Origin of the sequence: Sulfitobacter sp. 1A15299, from assembly GCF_043556915.1 — a bacterium.
Taxonomy (GTDB): Bacteria; Pseudomonadota; Alphaproteobacteria; order Rhodobacterales; family Rhodobacteraceae; genus Sulfitobacter.
The window spans coordinates 14839-34910 of sequence record NZ_JBIFFJ010000023.1 but is presented as its reverse complement, the minus strand read 5'-3'; the positions used below and the strand labels follow the sequence as shown (position 1 = coordinate 34910).

14 protein-coding genes are annotated in these 20072 nt (G+C 64.1%); 11 read left to right on the top strand and 3 right to left on the bottom strand.

Going from position 1 to position 20072, the window contains the following annotated elements:
- Positions 1 to 341: 341 nt before the first annotated feature.
- The 7 genes from ACGYK7_RS15580 (at position 342) to ACGYK7_RS15550 (ending at position 12713) form a co-directional block, all read left to right on the top strand.
- On the top strand, positions 342 to 5456 hold the full coding sequence (locus ACGYK7_RS15580; RefSeq protein ID WP_394403422.1) for a GEVED domain-containing protein: 5115 nt from the start codon (positions 342 to 344) through the stop codon (positions 5454 to 5456).
- A 189-nt stretch (positions 5457 to 5645) separates the two neighbouring features.
- Positions 5646 to 6563, top strand: coding sequence for an iron-siderophore ABC transporter substrate-binding protein (locus tag ACGYK7_RS15575; protein WP_394403424.1), 918 nt, complete (start codon positions 5646 to 5648; stop codon positions 6561 to 6563).
- 5 nt (positions 6564 to 6568) lie between these two features.
- Positions 6569 to 7564 (top strand): FecCD family ABC transporter permease, encoded by a 996-nt coding sequence (locus ACGYK7_RS15570; protein WP_394403421.1) that lies wholly within the window; start codon positions 6569 to 6571, stop codon positions 7562 to 7564.
- Positions 7561 to 8592: a FecCD family ABC transporter permease gene (locus ACGYK7_RS15565; protein WP_394403420.1), complete on the top strand. Its 1032-nt coding sequence runs from the start codon at positions 7561 to 7563 to the stop codon at positions 8590 to 8592. The genes ACGYK7_RS15570 and ACGYK7_RS15565 overlap by 4 nt, the downstream gene beginning before the upstream one ends.
- A complete protein-coding gene (locus tag ACGYK7_RS15560) occupies positions 8589 to 9413 on the top strand; it encodes an ABC transporter ATP-binding protein (protein ID WP_394403419.1) in 825 nt (274 codons plus the stop codon). The genes ACGYK7_RS15565 and ACGYK7_RS15560 overlap by 4 nt, the downstream gene beginning before the upstream one ends.
- Positions 9414 to 9511: 98 nt before the next feature.
- On the top strand, positions 9512 to 11608 hold the full coding sequence (locus tag ACGYK7_RS15555) for a TonB-dependent siderophore receptor (RefSeq protein ID WP_394403418.1): 2097 nt from the start codon (positions 9512 to 9514) through the stop codon (positions 11606 to 11608).
- A 61-nt stretch (positions 11609 to 11669) separates the two neighbouring features.
- Positions 11670 to 12713, top strand: a complete 1044-nt coding sequence (locus ACGYK7_RS15550; protein WP_394403417.1) for a siderophore-interacting protein — start codon at positions 11670 to 11672, stop codon at positions 12711 to 12713.
- 7 nt (positions 12714 to 12720) lie between these two features.
- Here ACGYK7_RS15550 and htpX read toward each other — a convergent pair whose 3' ends face one another.
- Positions 12721 to 13647, bottom strand: coding sequence for a zinc metalloprotease HtpX (gene htpX / locus ACGYK7_RS15545; RefSeq protein WP_394403416.1), 927 nt, complete (start codon positions 13645 to 13647; stop codon positions 12721 to 12723).
- A 96-nt stretch (positions 13648 to 13743) separates the two neighbouring features.
- The gene (locus ACGYK7_RS15540) at positions 13744 to 14376 is read right to left on the bottom strand and encodes a GntR family transcriptional regulator (RefSeq protein WP_394403415.1); all 633 of its coding nucleotides are present in this window, start codon (positions 14374 to 14376) and stop codon (positions 13744 to 13746) included.
- 197 nt (positions 14377 to 14573) lie between these two features.
- On the opposite strand from ACGYK7_RS15540, the gene ACGYK7_RS15535 reads away from it, so the two are divergent.
- The 3 genes from ACGYK7_RS15535 (at position 14574) to ACGYK7_RS15525 (ending at position 17348) form a co-directional block, all read left to right on the top strand.
- Positions 14574 to 15383 (top strand): ABC transporter substrate-binding protein, encoded by an 810-nt coding sequence (locus ACGYK7_RS15535; RefSeq protein ID WP_394403414.1) that lies wholly within the window; start codon positions 14574 to 14576, stop codon positions 15381 to 15383.
- Positions 15384 to 15463: 80 nt separating this feature from the next.
- Positions 15464 to 16135, top strand: a complete 672-nt coding sequence (locus ACGYK7_RS15530) for an amino acid ABC transporter permease (protein ID WP_067265504.1) — start codon at positions 15464 to 15466, stop codon at positions 16133 to 16135.
- Between the two features lie 73 nt (positions 16136 to 16208).
- On the top strand, positions 16209 to 17348 hold the full coding sequence (locus ACGYK7_RS15525; RefSeq protein WP_394403413.1) for an aminotransferase class V-fold PLP-dependent enzyme: 1140 nt from the start codon (positions 16209 to 16211) through the stop codon (positions 17346 to 17348).
- A 25-nt stretch (positions 17349 to 17373) separates the two neighbouring features.
- Here ACGYK7_RS15525 and ACGYK7_RS15520 read toward each other — a convergent pair whose 3' ends face one another.
- On the bottom strand, positions 17374 to 18963 hold the full coding sequence (locus ACGYK7_RS15520) for an ATP-binding protein (protein ID WP_394403412.1): 1590 nt from the start codon (positions 18961 to 18963) through the stop codon (positions 17374 to 17376).
- 249 nt (positions 18964 to 19212) lie between these two features.
- Here ACGYK7_RS15520 and ACGYK7_RS15515 point away from each other — a divergent pair, with 249 nt between their 5' ends.
- Positions 19213 to 20067 carry a fumarylacetoacetate hydrolase family protein gene (locus ACGYK7_RS15515; RefSeq protein ID WP_394403411.1) on the top strand — a complete coding sequence of 285 codons (855 nt, stop codon included), beginning with the start codon at positions 19213 to 19215 and terminating at the stop codon, positions 20065 to 20067.
- Positions 20068 to 20072 lie beyond the last annotated feature (5 nt).

The following is a 20072-nucleotide window of genomic DNA, read 5'->3' as shown; positions in this document are numbered from 1 at the left end:
TTCGCCTGAAAATATGCTTCACGACGCGGGCCTTCTCGGGAGCTGCTGCCCGTTCCCCTACCCCAGGGAGCGGCTCCCTGATAGCCTTGCAGCGATGCGCCCCACCGGTTTTCCCCGTCCCTCCCCTCGGGGGGAAAACCGGGGGCGCATTTGGCGATCTGGCCAGCGCTGTTTCACCTATCCGTAAGTATATCGCGCTATCCGCAGTGGCATCCGCATTGACCGGACGCATCTTCGCATTGGCTCCAACAATTCGCGATAAATGTCCGGTGGATTTTTGTTCGTATGCTCACGGGGGGCCTCGTTGCGCGGGTTTTCCGGTTCGGACCGAAAGGTGAATTGTGAAACGTCTCCCTTGCCGAAAAGCGCTGCGCGGTGTCTCCCTCGCCGCTTGCGCCGCGCTTGCCGTCTCCTCCTCTCCCGCGGATGCCGGGGATTTCTCTATCGATTGGTCCACTTTCGATTGGCCCGCTGGCTTTGCCGGACCTTTGCTGCGCACCCTGTCGGACCAATATGGTTTCGAGATCGACACAACGGTCGAGATCACTGGCAATCTGCGACCCTATAGCGCTGACGCGCAGGGCAATCCGATTTTCACCCCCGACGATGTGAATATTCTGGGCGGTGGTGTCGATTCGCTTGTCATCGTGGGCGATGCCGCGCCGAATGCGGGGCGGCGCGGCGATGACCGGCTCACCGCCAGCGTATCGGCCAGTTCCGGCGGCGTCGCGTTTCAGGTCGACAATCTCACCGTCGACATCCTCGATGTGGATCCCACCGACACCCACAGCACCGGGGACCGGTGCGATTTCGTGACGGCCTTTGGCGATAACGGCAACCCAAGCATCACGACACTGGGTCCGGCGCCCACCGTCGTGGTCGGCCCGGGGCCGGGGTCTGGTGATACCGGCCTGCTGAACGGGAACGAGGCGCAATGTCTGTTCATCGACGGCAGCGCCTTCCTCTCTCCCGGGTCGGGCGATGATACCAACGGCTCGATCCGGCTGAGCTATCCCAATGCGACCTCAAGGATTGAGATTTGGTACGACGAAAGTATTGGCGAGGTCCGCAGCTACTACAATCCGGTAACGCTGCCCTATGACGCGGGGGCGCGGGGGATCGGCATCTTTGCCGCTGTGAACTTTACCACCGAACAGACCATCAGCCTTGCACGTTTCACCAGCCCGCTCTCCGCGCTTCAGGGCACGACGGTCACCTTTATCTATGAGGTGACCAACACAGGGGAGTTGCCCTTCAACCCGAACCAGGACGTGGTGATCGAGGACAGTCTTGTCGGCACGGTTACGTGCCCGGCCATCACCGCACCCGTGGCGCCGGGGGGCAAGGTGACCTGTACGGCGGAATATACCGTGACGGCGGCGGATGCCCTGTCGGGCGCGGTCGACAGTACGGCCACGGCGGGGATCGGCGCGATCGGCACGCCTTTCGTGTCGCGCCTGCAGTCCAACCCGCAGAACGCCAATATCGTCGCCAATGTCTTGTCCACCGACACCGGCCCGCAAACCTGTACGACGCGCTCGGTTTTCTCTCAGCCGCGCACACAACTGGCCGGGACGGGCAGCGCAGCAGCGCTGACGACCTCGGACATCTTCGTCTTCGATAATGTTACCACCGACATCAATGGCAACGATCTGGATGTCGTCTTTCAAGCGACCCAGATCAGCAATGCCACCGCGGTCAATATCAACAGCTCTCTCGAAGCGCGGATGACCCCCGCTGACAACGGCTTTGTCACCTACCGTCTGCGCCTTGTCGAAGACGGCAGCGCCACCCCCTCGAACCCCGAAGGGCGCGCGGTCGAGCAGAGCCGGATCAATGGCGTGATTGTTCAGCAGACCGATGTGGACAGCCGTGGGACATCGGATGACAGTTCGGACGTGGTCGGCCCGCTGCTTGCGCCCGATGGCATCTCGTATTTCAATACCGCCCCCCTTGCCAGTTTTCCCGCCGGGGGGCAGGCGATCACCATGGACCCCGCCAAGGTCGGTGACCCGACCAATTGGACGGAAGAGCCGAACGAGACCGGCTTTGACAACTATGCCACCTATGAATACGGCACTTTCACCGAGGGGGAGTTCATCCACGGTTATGCCGGCTCTTCGCTGAATGACGCGAACCGCGGCTCGTCGATCCGACTTTGCGCCGTGGCGAATACCTCGGCCAGCGTGGTGGCGGGCGACGATGACTATACCGCGACGCCGCTCAACAGCCTGCTTGGCGGCACGGCGGGAGAGGTCATGTCCAACGACACGATCAACGGCTTGCCCGCCGCGTTCCCCACCGCGACGCTGGAGGTGCTGACCGAAGCCCTGCCGCAGAACAGTGGCGATCCGGTGCCCGTGCTTGAGACCGAAGGCGCGGATGCGGGCCGGGTGATCGTCCCGCCGGGGGTGCCCTCGGGCACCTATCTGATCGACTATGAGCTTTGCGACAGCATTGACCCCACGCAATGCGACAGGGCGCAGGTCACGGTCGCTGTTTTCGATGGTCTCGGGGTCGACTTCGGCGATGCGCCGATCTCTTACCTGACCGCCTCGCATGGGGTCAGCGACACGCCGCAGGTCTATCTTGGCGATGTGCCACCCGATATCGAACTGGTGGCGCAATCCGATGCCTCGGCTACGGCGGACGACCTGTTGGACAGCGATGACGAAGACGCGGTGGTCTTTCCGGTGATGACCCAAGGGATGATCAGCACGCTCAACATTCCGGTCAAAGGGGCGGGCTACCTGCAGGCGTGGATCGACTTTAACGGCGACGGTGTCTTCGAGGGGTCTTTCGGTGAGAATATCGCCCGTGACCTGCGCGACGATGGCACCGGCTTTGACGATGTGGCGGGCGACGGCGTGATCCAGATCGAGGTGACCGTGCCCAGCGATGCCACCACCTCCACCACCTTCGCGCGGTTCCGCTACTCCTCCGAGGCCGGGCTGCCGGTGGCGAGCTTTGCCGCCGATGGCGAGATCGAGGATTACTCCCTCATCATCGACGCCGCCGATCTGGTGGACCGGGGCGATGCCCCCGCCAGCTATGGTGAGCCGCGCCATATCATCGTGCCGGATATCTACCTTGGCGGTGGCCTCCCCGATTCCGAGACCGAGAGCATGTTCAGCGCCAATGCCGATGGCGACGACCTCGACGGGATCGACGATGAGGATTCCGTGGCCGAGTTCCCGGTGCTTGAGGCGGGCACCATCGTGCCGCTGACCATTCAGATCCATGAAACCCTCAGCGCGCAACTGGCCCTTGGCCTGCCGGTAACCGAAGGCATCACCAATCTTCAGCTCTGGATCGACTTCAACCAGAACAATGTCTTCGATCCGGTCGAACAGGTGGCCATCAACTTTCGCGATGGGGGCTTGGGCGATACGGATGGCGCGTTCAACAATCAGATCAGCCTGAACATTCCCGTGCCGGTCGATGTGGGCAATGGCGCCACCTATGCCCGCATCCGCTGGTCGACCTCGAGCGCCCTGACTCAAGACCCCTTCAGCGGTCTGAACTTCGATGGGGAGGTTGAGGATTACCTCGTGACCCTCGTCAACCTGTTGCCACAGGGCCGGATCGGCGGAACGCTTTATGAGGACACCGACAGGTCCGGCAGTCGCGATGGGGCAGAGGCCACGCTGCCCGCGGGCATCACAGTGACGCTTTTCGACGATGCAGGCACGCCCGGCGACCGGGCCGACGATACGCAGGTGGCGGTGACCGAAACCGATGCAGCGGGGGACTATTCCTTCAGCAACCTCGACCCGGCGCGCGCCTATCTGGTCGAAGTGGATGAGGCCGACCCCGAAATACCGGCGGGCCTCACCCTGACCACCGGAAACCCGATCGCCAGCCTTGCCGTCGATGCGGGCAGCGGCAGCCCGGTGAGTTCTGATTTCGGTTTCGAGAATCTGCCGACCGAGGCCGATTTGGCCCTGACCCAAACCATCCTGCGCGCGGCGGATGCCAGCTCCGCGACAGAGGCCACGGTGGGAGAGGCGCTTGACCTCGTGGTGACCGTGACCAACAGCGGCCCCGGCAGCCCTTCGGATGTGCGGGTACTCGATCTCATCCCCGATGGCTTCGCCTATGTCTCTGACGACGCGGCGGCGCAGGGCGACAGCTATGAGGCTTCGACCGGCCTGTGGCTGCTCGGCGACGTGCCTTCTGGCAGCAGCCACAGCCTGACCATCCGCGTCACGATGCAGGGCGAAGGCGCCACGGAAAATCAGGCCGAGATCATCGGCGCGTCGCTGGCCGACCCCGACAGCGACCCCGGCACTGGTGCGCTGGTGGATGACCTCGGCGATGGGCTGGCCGATGATGACGAGGCGGTAGCCCGCGTGGCCCGGCGCTCCAACGGGCCGGTGCTCTCTGGTGTGGTCTTCTTTGACATCGGGGCGGGGACCGACGCCTATGATGGGGCCCAGCAGACCGGCGAGACGGGCACGGACCGCGCCGTGGTCGAGATCTTGGACGCGGGAGGCGCTTTGTTGGTCACGCCCGATCTGGCGGCGGACGGCACATGGCGCGCGGCTCTGCCGGACGGGTATAGCGGCGCCGTCACCGTGGTGGCCCAGCCCGGCGCGGGTCTGCTCAATGTCTCCGAGGGCGGCGGCGCGGCCTTGCCCGGCCTGGTGAACGGCGATCCCCATGACGGGCGCCTTACCTTCACCCCCGCGGCGGGCACCACCTACGCCAGGCTCGACTTCGGCCTCATCGAGGCGGCGCGGCTGAACCAATCGCAGGACAAGACGATCCGGGCCGGGCAGGTCTTGGCGCTGCGGCATGAGTATATCGCCTCGGCCCCGGGACGCGTGACCTTCAGCGTCACCGCCGAAGCCGCGGCCCCCGCAGGGGCGTTTTCGACCGCGCTTTACGAGGATACGGATTGCGACGGCGCGCCGGACCAAGCGATCACGGGGCCATTGCCCACCGAGGCGGGCAGGCTGATCTGTGTCCTTGCACGGGTCACCGCCTCGGGCGCGGCGACGCAGGGATCTACCTATCGTTTCGATCTGGTCGCCGACACGAGCTATGGGTCCAGCGGGCTTGCCCAGCAAAACGTCAACACCGACCGGCTGGTGGTGGAGGCAGCGCAGGGCACGTTGAAACTGACCAAAACCGTCCGCAACGTGACGCGCGGTACGCCCGAGGGGATCAGCAACGGCGCCGCTGCCGGGGATGTGTTGGAATACCGCATCTATGTCGAGACCATCGGCACCGTGCCTGCGCGCGACATCGTGATTTACGACAAGACACCGCCCTACACGGCCTTGGCGGCGGCGGTGCCCAGCCCGGTCGCCTTGGCCGATGGGGTGAGCTGCACCTTGGACGCGCCCATGGCGAATGCGCCGGGCTATGAGGGGGCGCTACGCTGGTCCTGCACCGGGGCGCTGCACCCCGGCGCGCAGGGCTTCATCTCCTTCGCGGTCAGCATCCAATAACCCCAGTCCGGGGCCGTTTTGCACGCCGCCCCGGCACCGTCCGAAGCGGTGCTCCGATGAACTGCCCTGTTGCATCCCCGCCCACAGCGGAATAACAGGCAATAGTTTACTAAAAGAATCGGATTAAAGGGGGCCGCGGTGCTCAGAACGTTGTCATTCATTTGCTTGGCCTTTGGCGCGACCGCCGCCATGGCGCAGGACTTTCCCGTCACCGTTGAACACGCCTTTGGCGAAACCACCATCGAAGAGCGGCCCGAGCGGGTGGCCTCAGTCGGTTGGGCCAATCACGAAGTGCCCTTGGCGCTTGGCATCGTACCGGTCGGTTTCGCCCGCGCCTCATGGGGGGATGACGATGGCGACGGGTTGCTGCCTTGGGTGATCGACCGGCTGGACGAGCTCGACGCCGAGGTGCCCACGCTCTTTGACGAGGGCGATGGTATCGATTTCGAGGCCGTGGCGAGCACCCAGCCCGATGTGATCCTCGCCGCCTATTCCGGCCTGTCGCAGTCGGACTATGAAACCCTCAGCCGCATCGCCCCGGTCGTCGCCTATCCCGAAGCGGCATGGACAACGACATGGCGCGAGATGATCCGCCAGAACGCGGCGGGCCTTGGCATGGCCGAGGAAGGCGAGGCGATGGTCGCCGAGGTCGAAGAGCGGATCGCGACCGCCCGCGCGGCGCATCCCGAATTGGCGGGCAAGACGGGCATGTTCGTCACCCACCTTGATCCGCGTGACCTTAGCACCATCGGTTTCTACGCCGCTGCCGACCAACGGGTGAAGTTTCTGACCGACCTCGGCATGGCGACACCACAAGCGGTGCGCGAGGCCAGCGAAGCCGGGAAATACTCGGGCCGGGTGAGTGCCGAACGGATCGACCTGTTCGAGGACGTGGACGTTGTGGTGACCTATGGCGATCAGGCGCGGTTGGACGAACTGGCCAAAAACCCGTTGATCGCGCGTTTCCCGGCGGTCGCCCGTGGTTCGGTCGTGCTTTTGGCGAATGACCCGATGGGCACCGCCGCCAACCCGACACCCTTGTCGATCGACTATGTGCTCGACGACTACCTCGCGCGGCTGAGCGCCGCTGCCACACGCGGCGAATGATGCAAATGCAGCGCCCCCAACGGCTGGCGGGTCTTGCGGCTTTGCTGGGCCTGTTGCTGCTGATGACCGGCCTGTCGCTGACCGTGGGCGCGCGCGCCGTGCCGTGGGTCGAGATCTGGGCGGGCATGACCGGCCAGATCGAAACCATCGGCGCGGCGGCGGTCGCGGTGCGGATGCCGCGCACGGCGCTGGCGATCTTGGCGGGCGCGGCGCTTGGCCTTGCAGGGGCGGTGATGCAGGGCATCAGCCGCAACCCCTTGGCCGATCCGGGCATTCTGGGCGTCAACGCGGGGGCGGCGCTTTTCGTCGTGGTGGGCATCGCTTGGTTCGATATCAGCGGCGCGCAGAGCTTTCTGTGGCTCGGCATCGCCGGGGCGGGGGTGACGGCGGTTTTCGTCTATCTGATCGGCTCTGCAGGGCAGGGCGGGGCGACGCCGCTCAAGCTGACCCTCGCGGGCACCGCGACCTCCGTCGCGGTTTCGGCCTTCATCATCGCGGTGGTGCTGCCGCGCAATGACATCGCGGGCTCCGTGCAATCTTGGCAGGTCGGCGGCATCGGCGGCGCGAGCTTCGAGACGCTCTTGCCCGCCTTGCCCTTCGCGCTGGTGGGGCTGGCACTGAGCCTCGCCTCGGCCCGGGTGCTCAACGCTTTGGCCTTGGGCGAAGAACTTGCCACCGGCCTTGGCCAGAGCGTTGCCTTGGGCCGGGTGATGGCGGCGGCGGGGGCGGTGATCCTCTGCGGCACGGCGACGGCGCTTTGCGGGCCGATCGGCTTTGTCGGGCTGGTGGTGCCGCATCTGTGCCGGATGATCGCGGGTGTCGATTACAAGCTGGTGCTGCCGCTTTCGGCTTTGGCGGGAGCTTCCATGCTGGGGCTGTCAGACGTACTGGGCCGCATCATCGCCCGCCCGAATGAGTTGGACGTGGGCATCGTCACGGCCTTTGTCGGCGCGCCCTTCTTTATCTGGACGGTGCGTAATCACAGGATGCGCGGGCTATGAGCGATGTGACCGCCAGCGCACCCCGCCGTTTCCGCCCTGCCGCGACGCGCCGTATACAGGTGCTGGGCGCACTGTCTGCGCTCGTTCTCGCGCTTATGCTCCTCACGCTCAGCTGCGGGCGTGGGTGCCTGCCGCCGGGCGATGTCTGGGCCGCGCTGACGGGGGCGCCGGGGGCCAATGCCTCATTCGTGGTGGCCGATCTGCGCCTGCCGCGCGCTGTCATGGGGCTGCTGGCCGGGGCGAGTTTTGGCTTGGGCGGGGTGGCGTTTCAGATCATGCTGCGCAACCCGTTGGCCAGCCCCGACATCATTGGCATCAGCGCCAGCGCAGGGGCGGCGGCGGTCTTTGCCATCGTCATTCTGGCCCTCGACGGGTGGCTGGTGTCGCTCGTCGCGGTCGTGGCGGGGCTTGGGGTCGCGGCGATGATCTGGGCGCTGTCCTCGCGCCGCGGGGCCGCCGGGGCGCGGCTGATCCTGATCGGCATCGGCGTCTCGGCCATGCTCGACAGTGTGACGGCCTATGTCTTGCTGGAAGCGCCCGCATGGGACCGGGCCGAGGCGATGCGCTGGCTGACCGGCAGCCTCAACGGCATGCAACTCGTCCAAGCGCTGCCCGTGGCGGGGGCGCTGTTGGTCTTCGGCGGGCTCTTGGCCCTGACCGCCCGCGATCTGGAGGTGCTGCGTCTTGGCGATGACACCGCCGAAGCCTTGGGCGTGCGCGCCGATGCCACGCGGCTGCGGGTGACACTGGCCGCCGTCGGCCTTGTCGCCATCGCCACGGCTGCGACCGGGCCGATTGCCTTTGTCGCCTTCCTCTCTGGCCCCATCGCGGCCCGGCTGTTGCCGGGGTCGACCGGGTTGCTGTTGGGGGCCGGGTTGGTGGGGGCTTTGCTGGTCATCGCGGGCGATTTCGCAGGCCAGTTCCTGCTGCCCGCCCGCTTGCCTGTGGGGGTCGTCACCGGGGCGGTCGGCGCGCCCTTCCTTTTGTATCTCATCGTCCGCGCTAATAGAAATGGGGGCACGCTATGACCCACGACCACCGTCTTGAAACGCGCGATCTGGGCGCGGGCTATGAAAAGCGCGTGATTTTGGAGGGGGTGACCCTCACCGTGCCGGCGGGGCAGATCACGGCCATCGTGGGCGGGAACGCCTCGGGCAAGTCGACGCTGCTGCGGACGCTGGCGCGGATTTTGCAGCCCAAGGCCGGGGCGGTTCTGCTGGATGGTGCATCGGTGCACCAAATGAAATCGCGCAAGCTGGCGCAGGTCATGGGGCTGCTGCCGCAATCGCCCATCGCGCCCGAGGGGATCGCCGTGGCCGATCTTGTGGGGCGCGGGCGGCACCCGCATCAGGGGCTGTTCTCGCGCTGGTCGGCAGAGGATGACCGCGCCGTGGCCCGCGCGCTGGCCGCGACGGGGACCGAGGAACTGGCCGAGCGCGATCTCGACACCCTGTCGGGCGGTCAACGCCAGCGGGTCTGGATCGCCATGGCCTTGGCGCAGGAGACCGACCTTCTGCTGCTGGACGAGCCGACAACCTTTCTGGACGTGGCGCATCAGGTCGAGGTGCTGGACCTGCTGGTCGATCTCAACATGGCGCAGGGCACGACGATCGTCATGGTGCTGCATGATCTGAACCTTGCGGCGCGCTATGCCGATCACCTGATCGCCGTGGGCGACGGCGGCATCCGCGCCGAGGGGCCGCCTGCCGAGGTCTTGACCGAGGAATTGGTGAAAACCGTCTTTGGCCTGTCGTGCCGTATCGTCAGCGACCCGGTTTCGCAGACCCCCTGCATGGTGCCGATTGGGCGTCACAAGATCGGGCCGCCGCGCAAGAATGCCGCGGCCTAAAAATAACTGACTAATTTAGTCAGATTGACTCTGGCCTCCTCCGTGTCTTAGGGGTAAGGGAATTCCGACTGATTCACTAGGTTATTACGGAGACCGCCATGTCCTCTTCCAAATTCATTCCTCTGCAACTGGGGCGCGGCTCTCTCAAGACGGCGCTTTTGTGCTGTACGGCACTGGTGCCGGGCACGCTTTACGCGCAAGAGGCCTACCAATTGGATGACGTGATCCTCGAAGCCGAGGCGCAGACCTCCGGCGCGGCGGATGCCGAAACGGTTGTCGCCAGCGAGATCAGCAGCGGTGGCAAACTGTCGGGTGAGATCATCGACATCCCGGCCAGCGTCTCGGTCATCACCAGCCGCGAGATCGAAGCCCGCGGCGCGGATAGCGTGGAGCAGGTGTTGAACTACACCGCCGGTGCCAGCACCGACAGCTATGGCGCGGACGACCGGTTCGACTATTTCATCCTGCGCGGTTTCGAGGCCTATACCTACCGCGATGGGCTGACGCTGGGGGCGAACTTTGGCGCCGTCCGTGAAGAGCCTTTCGCCTATGAGCGGGTCGAGGTGATCCGGGGCGCGTCGTCTTCGACCTTTGGCCTGTCCGATCCCGGCGGCTCGGTCAACTATGTCTCCAAACGCCCCCGCGACGAGCGCTTTGGCAGCGTCTATACCTCGGTAGACTCCTACGGCAGCTTGGAAACTGGCGTCGATTTCGGCGACAAGCTGGATGAGGAAGGCACGCTCAGCTACCGTTTCACCGGTCTGCTGCGCAATGGCGAGCTTGAGTATCCCTATTCCGAGAACGATGAGATTTTCGCGATGGGCGGCCTGACATGGCGCCCCTCCGATGCCTCTGAACTGACCGTGATCGTCGATCACCTTAACCGCGATTCCGTGCCCGGCAGCGGCGGTTTCCCGGCGGGCGGTGATTTCGACCGCAGCGATGTGTTCTACGGTGAGCCTGACTACAACTACCGCGGGACGGAGCGGACGACCGTCTCTGTTCTGGGCGCGCATGACTTTGGCAACGGGCTGAGCTTTGGCGGCACCCTGCGCTATAGCGACAGCGCCGATGACTTCGGCTATGCCTATGTCAGCGATGGAACCCCGAATGACAGCACGGTGGACCGGGCCTACTTTGCCAGCGATGGCACGAGCGAGAGCATGATCTCCGATCTGCATCTGACCTATGAGGGGTTCCTCGGCGGGGCCGCCAGCACCACCACGGCGGGGGTCGAATTCTCTTGGTCCGACGGGTCTGACCAACGCTTCTATGGCCCGGCACCGTCGGTTGACCGCGACAATCCAACCTACACGGGCCGCCCCACCAGCGTGCCGATCTATGCCGATCTCGACACCCAGACGGAAGGCAAGGCGCTCTACCTTCAGCAAGAGCTGAACTGGAACGAGCGGTTCATCGCCTCCGTCGGGCTGCGCCACGACTGGATCGACGTGACCGAGACCAACAACCTTGCCGGCACGGTGCAGACCAACGACATCGTCGAAACGACAGGCCGCGTGGGTCTGACCTATAAGATCAAGCCCAACCTGTCGGTCTTTGGGAACTACGCGCAGTCGGTCGTGCCAGCGGGCCTTGGTGTCGAGCCGGAAGAGGGGGAGCAGTTCGAACTGGGCACCAAATGGCAGCCCATGGGCACCAACGCGCTGTTGACGGCCTCGGTCTATGACCTGTCGAAAAGCAACATCACCCGCACCAACCCTGCGACCAACCTGCCCGAAACCATCGGTGAGATCGGCGTGCGCGGCCTTGATCTGGAAGCCAAGGCCGAGATGGGGGCCTATACCCTCACCGCCGCCTACAGCTATCTGGATGCCGAGATCAAAGAGAACGGCACCGCTGGCAACGTCGGCAACCGCCCCGCTCTCGTGCCGGAAAACGTCGCCTCGATCTGGGCCAGCCGGACATGGGAAAACCTTGGCCGCGGTGATCTGACCGTCGGTTTGGGCGCGCGGTTCAACAGCGGTTACTACTATAGCGATAGCAACACCGCGGGCGAGACAGGCAGCTTTGTCGTGGTGGATGCGGCCGTAAGCTACGACCTGTCGGATCAGACCACCCTGTCGGCCAATGTCACCAACCTGTTCGACGAAAAGCACACCTCCTACGGCGGTTTCTACGCTGACTTCTACAGCCCCGGCCGTGAAGTCACCGTGAAGCTGGCCCATAGCTGGTGAGCCTAGAGCGCGGCACCACCCTCGTGTGCCGCGCTTTTCTTAGCCTCGGGAGGAGCCGCAGATGACCATCGCAAAAGCCAAGACCACCATCCCCATGGACGCCCCGCAGGATCTGCTGTCGCAAATCCTGTCCCATCTTGTCGATGATCACGGCATGGCCTTCCGCGCCAAGGGGCCGACGGGCCATGTGTTTGAGCAAGACGGCTACCGGGTGGCGTTCGATCTCTGCCCGCGTGGGCTGGAGGTCAGCCTCCAGGCGCCTAGCGAAAACGCCATGCAATTTTCGAAAGAGGGCATGGTCCATCATGTGGCGGAATTCGACCCCGCGCTGGCCGATCGCATCCGCTGGCAGGGCGTGGCGCAGGAGGTCGGAGAGACGCCGCAGAACTTCCGTTTGCTGGAGGTGCTGAACAGCGAAATCCTGTTCGAAGGGATGCAGCGCGTCACCCTACACTATCCGGATATTGCCGAACTTGCCCCGCAGGGCATTCATCTGCGCCTGATCCTGCCGCGCGATGCCAGCCGCACGCCGGTCTGGCCGGTGATGGGCGCCAATGGGGCGCCGGTCTGGCCCAAGGGTGCGGACGAGTTGCACGCCCGCTACGTCACGCTCAAGAACATCCGCCCCGAGCGCGAAGAGGTCGATATCGACGTGGTCCGCCACGGATCCGGCCTGATCTCGCAATGGGCGCAGAACGCCCACGCCGGGCAGCGGATCGGTGCGATGGGGCCGGTGGGCATCAGCGCCTTGCCCGAAGCCTCATCCTATTTCCTTGCCGCCGACGGCACGGGGCTGCCTGCCGTGGCGCAGCTATTGGCGCGGCTGCCCGAGGATGCGGTGGGCGATGTGGTGGCAGCTTTGCCGCGCGGCGTGTCCTATCGCGACTACCTGCCCAAGACCAAGCTGCGCGTCCATGCCCTGCCGCCCGCCACGTTCGAGGCCGAAGTGCTTGGCCATGCGCAGGCGCTGACGGATGACGGTTTGGGCTATGCCTTTTTCGCCGGAGAGTTCCAGAACGCGCAGCAATTGCGCGGGCATTTCAAAACCCAGCTCGGCATGGATAAAACCCGCCAGATTTGCACCGCCTACTGGCGGCGGGGCTAAGCGCAGCCTAGCGCCATGGCCCCGCGTCGCGGCGTCTGCCGGTCTTGGGGATGCGGCTGCTGCTGCTGGTGGGGCGCGGGCTTTCGGCGCGCCCTCGCGCGGCGTCAGGTGTCATCGCACGCAGGGCCGCGATGCGGTTCTCCGTCGCCGGGTGCGTGGCGAAAAGATTGTCATGTTTATGCGCGTGGAGCGGGTTGATGATGAACATATGCGCCGTGGCCGGGTTGCGCTCTGCCGCGTGATTGTCGATCCGCGCAGCCCCCATGGCGATCTTCTCAAGCGCCGAGGCCAGCCAGAGCGGCTGGCCGCAGATCTCGGCCCCCGCCTTGTCGGCGGCATATTCCCGGGTCCGGCTGATCGCCATCTGCACCAAAGCGGCGGCCATGGGGGCGAGGAGCATCATCATCAGCGTGCCGATCATCCCCATCCGTTCTCGCGCGCCGCCAAAGAACAGCGCGAAGTTTGCCAGCATCGAAATCGCACCGGCGAAAGTGGCCGTGACGGTCATGATCGCCGTGTCATGGTTGCGGATATGGGCCAGCTCATGCGCGATGACGCCCGCCAGTTCCTCGCGGCTGAGGCTTTGCATCAGCCCCTTGGTCACCGCCACGGCGGCATTGGCCGGATTGCGCCCGGTGGCGAAGGCGTTGGGCTGGGGCGTGTCGATCAGATAGACCTTGGGCTCGGGCAGGCCCGCATTACGCGCAAGCTCTGCCGTCATGGCGTAGAGCCCCGCGCGGTCCCCCGGCGAGACGGGCTGCGCATTGTGCATCTTCAGCACCATGCGGTCGGAGTTCCACCAGGTGAAGGCATTCATCCCCGCCGCCACCACCAGCGCGATCAGCGCGCCGCCCGATCCGCCGATCAGATAGCCGACCCCCATGAAAAGCGCGGTCATTGCCGCCATCAGCATCGCTGTCTTTACATAGCCCATCTTGGTCTCTCGCGGTTGTCCTTTGCAAAGAGATATGGGGCAGGTTCGGCGCGGTGCAAGGCAAGTTGAGCGGGCAGGGTCGGTCGCTTCGTCGGTTTACGCCTGCTCTCTGGCTTTCAGCCGCAGGAAGCTGTCCTCTCCGGCCAGAACGTAGCGCAGCAGCAAAAGCTCGACCTTGGCCGCATCGCGGGCGGTAAAGGCGCGCAACATGTCGCGCTGCAATTCCACAAGGGTTTCATGCGCGACCGCGTCGCGCAGCGTGGCCATGCGAACGGCCTGAATCTGGGCCATGTAGCGCAGGATCGTGTCGCGTAACTCGATGTTGGGCACGGCCATGATCCATGTGCGGCGGATGTCTTCGGACGCGGCATAGAGGCTTTCGATATCGCCGGTCTTTAACGTGCGCTCGGATTGCTCCACCGCGCGGGTCAGAGTAGCGATGTCCTCGCCGGTCAGTTGGTTGGTGGCGAGGGCCGCGGCGCGCGGCTCCAACAAGCGGCGCAGCTCGAAAATCTCGCAAATCTGGCGCATCGACAGGTTGGGCAGGGTGAAGCCCCGCGTCGTGCTGTCGAGGTAGCCCTCATGCGACAGGCGCATCAACGCATCGCGCACCGGCATCCGAGAGACGTTGAACTCTTCGGCGACAGCGGTGTCGACAAAGCGGTCGCCATGGTTGATCTCGCCCCGCTGAATGCGCCCGAGGAAGATGTCGTAGATCTGATCTTTCATATGGCGCTTGGCTGAGCGGGGCATTCCGACCTCATTAAAATGTATGCGATTGCACGCCGAACATGCGCAAGAAATACCCGTATGGCTAGGTATAAGTTTGCATACTTGTAAAATTCAATTGAATTCGTATACGAAAACTGGCAGCCAATAGGGGAAAGCCTGCCGCGCTGCGCGGGGGCGTTCACAGGGAGCAAAACATGAATCTGAAAAATAATCTGATCGTTGGCCTCACCGTCGCGGCGCTGACGACACTGTCGGGCGTCTCTGCCATGGCGCAGGATGTGCTGAAAATCGGCTCTTACCCGGCGAACCCGCCGTGGGAGTTCAAGAACGAAGCGGGCGCCTTCGAGGGGTTCGAGGTCGACATCATCAATGAGGTCGCCGCCCGGCTTGGCAAGACGACCGAGATCAGCGGCTACGACTTCCGCGCGCTTTTCGTGGCCACCGCCTCGGGCCGGGTGGATGCGGTGATTTCCTCGCTCACCATCACCGAGGAGCGGCTTGAGGCGCAGTCTTTCACGCAGCCCTATTTCTCGGGCGCTTTGGGGGTCGGCACCAAGACCGATGCCGGGATCGCCGACCTCGACGGGCTGGCGGGCAAGCGTATCGGTTCCATCGCCACCTCTTTCCCGGAGAATTGGTTGAAGGAGCGGGAGGATGAGCTCGGCTATAAATCCTATGCCAGCTATGACACCACCGCCAATATGCTGACCGATCTGCGCAGTGGCCGGATCGACGCGGCGGTAAACGATATCGTCAGCCTGCGTTACGCTTTTGCCCAGCCGACGATGCAGGGCTTGCAAGTCTCGGTCGAGATTCCGACGGGCGATAAATTCGCGATCATGATGCCCAAGGGCTCTGAGTATCTGGAGCCGGTCAACGATGCGATCTCTGCGATGAAAGAGGATGGCACCATGGCGGCGCTCTATGAAAAATGGCTTGGCGTGGCCCCTGCCGAAGGCAGCCTTGCGGTGACCCCTCTGCCGGTGCCCACCTCGGCTGACTGATGCCTTGGGGGCGTGGGCGGGGCGCTGCCCTGCCTGCGGCCTTTGGCTCGCCCCCCGCGATCAAACTGACGGACTGCGCCATGGAAATCATCGACATCTTCTTCAATCTCGACGTAATGCGCCGCGCTTTCCCGATCTTGATGCGCGGGCTGCTCAACACCATTCTGCTGGGCGCTTCGGCGATTTTCTTTGGCGGTATCCTTGGCGTGCTGGTCTGTCTGGTGCGGCTCTATGCGGCCAAGCCGTTCCGGCTGCTGGCGGTTTTGTATACGGATATCTTCCGCGCCATTCCGGTGCTGGTGGTGCTGATCCTCGTCTACTACGCGCTGCCCTTCGCTGGCATCGTCTTTTCCTCGTTCGTGGGGGCGACCATTGCGCTGGCGCTGGTGCTCGCGGCCTATACGGCAGAGGTCGTGCGCGCCGGGATCGAAGCCGTGCCGCGCGGCCAGTTCGAGGCCTGCGATGCGCTTGGCCTGTCCTTCTTTACCACCATGCGCAAGGTGATCCTGCCGCAGGCGTTTCGCATGATGATCCCGCCGCTGGCCTCCTATGCGGTGGCGATCATGAAAGACACCTCATTGGCCTCGGTCGTGGCGATGGATGATCTTCTGAAACAGGCCACTGACGCGCAGGCGCTTTTCGCCAACCCCACACCGCTGCTGCTAGCCGCGCTGATCTATATCGCGATCCTTTGGCCGATGGTCCGTTTCACCGGCTGGCTAGAGCAGCATTACAAGCGCGGCTACCGCTGAGCCGAAGCTGTCCGAACTCCCACAAGACTACCGCCCCGCGCGCTTGCGCGGCCAACACCCTACGGAGATTACAATGTCCACAGAAACAGGAACGGGCGACGCCTATCTCCTTTATCACTCCATCGGCCAATACCCCGGCAAACATGCGGATATGCTGGCCGGGCTCACCGATTTCACCGATGCATGGGCCGCGCCCAACGGCGATCAATGGGCCGATGTCTTGCCCAAACGCCAGCAGTTCATCGACCTCTGGGCCGCGTTGATCGGCGCGCCGAAGGGCACCGTCACCACGACAGAGAGCGTTACCACCGGGCTGATGGCCGTTATCGGTGCGTTGCCCGAAGGCACCCTGCGCGGCAAGAAAGTCTTGGTGGCCGAGGATGGTTTCCCCTCTCTGCACTTCCTGCTCACCGGCCTGTCGAAGCGTTTTGGTTTCACGTTGAACACTGTGCCGATCCGGCAAGGGGGGCATTGGGTCGAGGCCGAAGACATCATCACCCATTGGGATGAGGAGGTGGCGCTGGCCTTGCTCACATGGGTCAGCTCGACGACTTCGCACCGCTTGGACATCCCGCAACTGGTGACCCATGGCCGCAAGATGGGGTCGCTCATTGGGGTGGATATGACGCAGGCCGTGGGGCTGCTGCCCTATGACGTGACCGCGCCGCGTGTCGATTTCGCCCTGTCGACCAGCCTCAAATGGATGTGCGGCACGCCCGGGGCGGGGATCGTCTATATGGATGCCGATCTGATCCCGCAGTGCCAGCCCGAGATGCGCGGTTGGTTCTCGCAAGGCAACCCGTTCTCTTGGGACCTGGAGGCTTTCGAATTCGCGCCCGACATTCGGCGGCTCGACAGTGGCACACCCTCGACCGTTCCTGCGGTGGCCAGCCTGCCGGCGATGAGGTGGCGCATGGGGCAGAACACCGAAGTCTTGGCGGCGCATAACCGCAAGCTGACCGCGCAGCTACAGGCGGGGCTTGAGGGGATGGGCCTGACCCTTGCCAGCCCGGCGGACCCGGACCAGCGCGGCGGCAGCCTTATGGTGGTTCTGCCCGATCACATAGATGCGGCGGATGTGGTGGCGCAATTGGCGGCGCTGGAGATCTACGTCGACAACCGCAGCCAGACCCTGCGCATGTCGCCGGGGGTGCTGACCACCGCCGCCGGGATCGACCGCACGTTGCACGCGCTTGAGGCTTTTCTGACCTGATGCTCGCCGGGGCCGCGGTGCGTCGTCAGGAGGCGGCCACCGCATCCGGCCGCCCTTCGAGCGGCGGGAAATCCACGAAAAAGGTCGTGCCTTCGCCCTCGGCGGTCTCAAAGCGGATTTCCCCGAGATGCTGATCGACAATGGCTTTGACAATGCTCATGCCCAGCCCGTGCCCTTCTTCGACCCGGTAGCTGGAACCGCGGGAAAACCGCTCAAACAGAACCGGTTGCAGTTCCAAAGGCAGGCCGCTGCCGTGGTCTTTGACCCAGAACCCGGTGCCATCCTCCGACAGGCCAAGCTGAACCGTGCCGCCTTCGTCCGAGGCTTTGATCGCGTTCGACAGCAGGTTCGACAACAACCGCGTAAGCCGCCCTTCGTGCAGCCGCAACAGGGGGGCAGGGGCTTCGGAGGGGGTCATTTCCAAGCCCACTCCGCGCTCTTTCGCGTAGGAGACCAAGGTCTCCGAGGCTTGCGCCAAGAGCGGCGCCAAGGGGCGTTCGGAGAACCCCGATTGATCCGGCCTGCGCAGGGTTTCGACATCCAGAATATCCCCCACCATCTGATCGATCGCCCGCGCGTTGCGCATCGCAAGCTGCAACAGTTTGCGCTTTTGCGGCGGCAGATCGTCCGGGTTCAACTCAAGCAAGCGCAGCGCCCCGGTCAGCGCGGTCAGCGGGGTTTTCATCTCATGGCTGACGGTGGCGATAAGCTGGTCCTTGGCGCGTTCAAACTCGCGCTGCTCACTGACATCGCGCACCACACCGAGATAGCCCAGATGCTCGCCTCGGTCAGTCTCGACCTTGGCGGTGGCGACTTGCCCCTCGAAGGTAGAACCATCGGACCGGCGGCAGGCGACGGTAAAGCCGCTTTCCTTGCTTGCCGTGCCAGCGTTTGAAAGCTCTTCGCCCATACGTTCGTAGCTGCCGAGGGTTTCGTAAAGAACCGCCGTCTGCCGGCCCAAAAGCGCGTCAGGGGTGTAGCCGAACAGCGTTTCCACCGCCGGGTTGACCATGGCCACGCGGCGGTTGGGATCGGCCATGATGATGGCCTCGGGCACCGCATCGACCATCGCCTTGAGCAGCCCGCGCTGTTCGCGCAGCGCGCGGCGCTCGGATTGCAAAGACAGCTCACTGCTCAGCCATCGGGCGAGGAAACGAACGAATTGTATCTGCGCCTTGCTGAACGGGGCGGGCCGCGGGGCAGTGCCGGAAAAATTCAACGTCCCGAAAAGCGCATCCCCAACTTTCAGCGGTGCCCCGATGTAGCTTTCCAGTCCAAAGTTCTGATAGCAGGGATGGGCCGAAATCTCTTGCTGGCCCGCATGATGAAAAGAGGTCACATCATCGTTGCCAAGCGTATGCAGGCAATAGGTGCCATTGATGTCGAAGGTGCTGCCGGGGGCGGGCGCCCAATCGGGCCCATGGACATAGACGCATTCGTAGACCGGGTGATCCACGCGGGAGACGATGCCAAGTTCGAGGTCAAGCGCCTCTGTACCCAGTTGCAAAAGCTTGGTGATCTTGTCTTCGACAGAGAGGTCAGGTTCGACAGCAAGCATATAGAGTTGCCGCAGCGGATCGTCGAAATCCGCCAGAGCGTTGTAAAAGTCGTTCATATTTGCCTCTGTCGTGGTCTTTGCATCTGTCTTGGCGAACAGGCAGATGTTTACCCAAGGTATCCCCCTCGGGCTCCGCTGCCAATGCCGCAACGGCCAAATTGGGGCAAGAACAAGACTTTTCACCCCGATAGGCAGACCGATGCCGATTGGCAGAGGCGGCGTGCACGCCGTTGCAAAGCGGTGGTCATCGCCAACCCAGTAGCTATGGTACGGCCAACGAGGGTCGCGAAGAGGGGAGATTTGACCATGCGATTGATGCGATACGGGGCGCGGGACGGCGCGAAAACGCCGGTGGTGCTGGATGCGGCAGGGCAGGCGCGGGATGTCAGCGCCCTTGTGCCGGACTTCACGCCCGAGACAATCCCGACCTTGCGCGACGTGTTGGAGGGTGTCGATCTGGAAGGGCTGCCACTGGCCCAAACCCAAGGCCAGCGCATCGCCGCACCGGTCAGCCAGCCGCGCAACATCTGGGGCGTCGGGTTGAACTATTCCGACCATGCCGCGGAGTCGGGCATGGAGGTGCCGCGCGAGCCGATCCTGTTCAACAAGGCCAGCCGTACCTATTGCGGGCCGAACGATCCGCTTCTCTATTCCCAGCAGATGAGCAAACTTGATTGGGAGGTCGAATTGGGCGTGGTGATCGGGCGCACCGCATTGAACGTCAGCCGCGATCACGCGCTGAATCATGTGCTGGGCTATTGCGTCGTCAACGACGTGTCCGAGCGCGCATGGCAGGCCGAGCGGGGCGGGCAATGGGTCAAGGGCAAGAGCTTTCCCAACTTTTGCCCGACAGGGCCAGTGCTCGTGACGGGGGATGAGTTGGGCGATCCGGGCAAGCTGTCGCTTTGGACCGAAGTCAACGGCGAGCGGCTGCAAGACGGCTCTACGGAAAAGATGATCTTCGATGTGGCGACGATTATCTCCTATATGTCCGAATTCATCCAGTTGGAGCCGGGCGACCTGATCTGCACGGGCACCCCGCCGGGCGTGGGCATGGGGCTGAAACCGCAGCGTTATCTCAGCCCCGGCGACCGGGTTCGGCTGGGTGTGCAGGGGCTGGGCGCACAGGAGCAAGTGGTGGAGCACCTGCCCGCGCGGTAAGCCGC